Below are 2929 nucleotides of genomic sequence, written 5' to 3'. Positions count from 1 at the left end.
GGCCTGCGAGCTGCCTACATCAGCGACAGCAAGCCCATGGAGAACTATTGGCAACAAACCCAAAAAACCGCCATCGGCTGCCGTGCCTACCTCGCAGCGTAAACCTACAAACCGTCAGGTGCACTCCTGGACAGGGGGCGAATCCACGTCAATCGGCAAAAATTTTGTAGGCCGTAGCGAGTGGAGCGAGTTACGGCATTTTACCCAACGCCGTGAAGGGTTTCTAAAACTGCCCGACCTCACCCGCTGCGCGAATAGATCATGTTTAATGAGCTTTTACGCGATTAGCCCCAGCCGGATTGCTCTGACGGCGGCGTCGGTGCGGTCGGTCGCCTGGATCTTGCGAAGCACGTTTTGCACATGCTCTTTGACTGTTTCGACGCTGATTCCCAGCGACTTTGAGATCTCTTTGTTACTCAAGCCCAACGCAACGTGCCGTAAAACCTGTGCTTCGCGTCCCGTCAGAGGCAATTCCGGCGGCAGCAGATTCGTATCGACCTTCATCTGCATTTCACGCTGGATGACTTCCATCCGGCCACCGACGGTCGGTCCGTTGCCAGCAAGAACGTGGTTTAAATCGTCCCCAAGTGTTTCGGTCGAGCCGTTTTTAATCAAATAGTCTTGGGCACCCATCGCCGCTGCTCGCGCCACATAGGTTGGGTTGTCGTAAGCACTCATCAGCACGATCGCAACATCGCTGTGGTCGCGAATTCGATCTAAGGTGGTTAGACCATCACCCGGCTGCAGTCGGACATCCATCAGCACCATGTCCAGTGCCGCGATCTTAACGAACTCGACGGCTTCATCCCCGGTAGCCACCGAGCCGACGATCTCAAAACCTAACGGCTCCAGAATACAAGCCAGCCCCAATCGAGCTGCCTCGTGGTCATCGACAATTAAGATTTTAGTGGTCATCTGCGAGTTTTTGCCCCAACCTTCAACATCGTGTTCAACAGTCCAAACGGGTACTTCCCCCCATTTGATGTCTTTGGATTTTGCGTACTTGATTTACGATTGTTCACTGTTTCTGGATTCAATGATAGGCCTATGGTTCTCCGTAAGTCCTTTCCAGAAAAGGACTTCCGGCACCTATGGGTAATTCCATTACCCCATTTAGGGGATCGCACAGGAGTCGCACAGGGATCGCACAGTGTGCGTTCCTGTTAGTCGGGGCAAGGAAGGCAAAAAAGTAAGTCTTTGACGTGGGCCAAAATGTGACCTAGTTATTTCCTGGTTACTTTTTTCTTTTCCATTCCTATCGTTCCCGAAGCTCCCATGACGCCTAAAGCATCCATCTTGCTGGTTGACGACGATCGCCATCTGGCAGAATCGATGGCCGACTGGCTGACCGAAATGGGATATCAAGTCACCTTTGCCGGAACGATCGACGAAGCCAAAGCTCGGCTGGCCAAGGCCACATTCGATTTGTTGATGACCGATTTGCGGTTGGGCAACGAAGACGGATTCGATCTGATCAGCCATTGCAGAGCCCAACATCCCGAAACCGCCGTGTTGGTAATGACCGGCTATGCGACTCCCGACACCGCCGTCGAAGCGGTGCGTGCAGGTGCATTTGATCTGCTGACCAAGCCGGTGATCGATAACGAATTGTCGTTGGCGATTGATCGGGCACTGGATCAACGCAACGTCGCGATCGAAAACGAACAACTTCGTCGCCAACTGGATCAACGCAGCGGGATGGAAAACATCCTCAGCCACGATTACCGCATGCTGAAAATCTTTGACACGGTCGATAGCGTCGCTGACGCCCGTGCATCGATTTTGATCACGGGTGAAAACGGAACCGGTAAGAGCATGATCGCTCGGGCGATTCACGCCAGAAGTTCTCGGCGAGCTGGCCCGTTCATCGAGGTCGCCTGCGGCGCATTGCCTGACACGTTGTTGGAAAGTGAATTGTTCGGTCACGTTGCTGGTGCCTACACTGGCGCGAATACGGACCGAGAAGGTAAGTTTCAATTGGCCGACGGCGGCACTTTGTTCTTGGACGAAATCGGCACCGCAACGCCTGCCATGCAAGTCAAGTTGCTGCGAGTGTTGCAGGAGTTTCAATTCGAGCGTCTCGGTGGCACGACCACACATAGCGTTGACACTCGAGTAATTTTGGCCACCAACGAAAACCTTTCTCAATCCGTCGAAGATGGATCGTTTCGCCAAGATTTGTACTACCGAATCAACGTCGTCAACATCGAATTGCCAAGCCTGCGTCAGCGGGTGGGCGACCTGCCGTTGTTGGTCGATCACTTCCTTCGCGAAGCCGCGGAAACATGTGGTCGCGAAATGGAATGCTTTAGCGACGAAGCCATCGACATCATGCAGGACTACCATTGGCCAGGTAACATTCGCCAATTGGAAAATGTCGTCGAACGAGCCGTGTTGCTCGGCCGTGGTCCCGTGCTGACCGCCGAAGATCTGCCACCGGAATTGACCGGTCGTGTGAGCGAAGGATTCGGATTGGGAGACTCCGTTGCGGCGGCTGACGCAATTCGAGTTGGCGAAGTGTCAGGCAAATCGTTACGGGAAGCACTCGAAGGCCCCGAGCGTCAGATCATTCTGAAATCGCTGAAGGCCCACCAATGGAACCGAGCCGCAACGGCGGACGCTTTGGACATCAACCGAACCACGCTTTACAAAAAGATGAAGCGACTTGGGTTGGACGATCCAAGACTGCAATTTGCCTAGGAAAAGTGGTGCAGGTTTCTAGCCTGCGTGGATCGCAAACACAGGCTGGAAGTGGCCTGATGAAAATCATTGCAACGCAGCAAATCGGGCAAGCTGCACCATGGCCGACAACACAAACTGCAGCGCTGTGAAGCATTGTGGCAACGGCACATTTCCCTGATCGCCAACATGTAGGCCGTAGCGAGCCATAGCGAGTTACGGCAATGTGCGCAACGCCGTAACTCGCTTT

The 2929-nt window shown here is 53.8% G+C and carries 2 protein-coding genes; one reads left to right on the top strand and one right to left on the bottom strand.

Annotation, left to right across the window (positions count from 1 at the left end; all coding sequences use genetic code 11):
* Nucleotides 1-276: 276 nt before the first annotated feature.
* Nucleotides 277-915: a response regulator transcription factor gene (locus RC85_RS25300; RefSeq protein ID WP_068267658.1), complete on the bottom strand. Its 639-nt coding sequence runs from the start codon at nt 913-915 to the stop codon at nt 277-279.
* Between the two features lie 360 nt (nt 916-1275).
* Between RC85_RS25300 and RC85_RS25295 the strand changes: the two genes are divergently transcribed.
* Nucleotides 1276-2700: a sigma-54-dependent transcriptional regulator gene (locus tag RC85_RS25295; protein ID WP_068267656.1), complete on the top strand. Its 1425-nt coding sequence runs from the start codon at nt 1276-1278 to the stop codon at nt 2698-2700.
* The last annotated feature ends 229 nt before the right edge of the window (nt 2701-2929 follow it).

Origin of the sequence: Rubripirellula obstinata, assembly GCF_001642955.1 — a bacterium.
GTDB classification, from domain to species: Bacteria; Planctomycetota; Planctomycetia; order Pirellulales; family Pirellulaceae; genus Rubripirellula; species Rubripirellula obstinata.
This window is presented reverse-complemented; position numbering and strand designations above follow the sequence as displayed.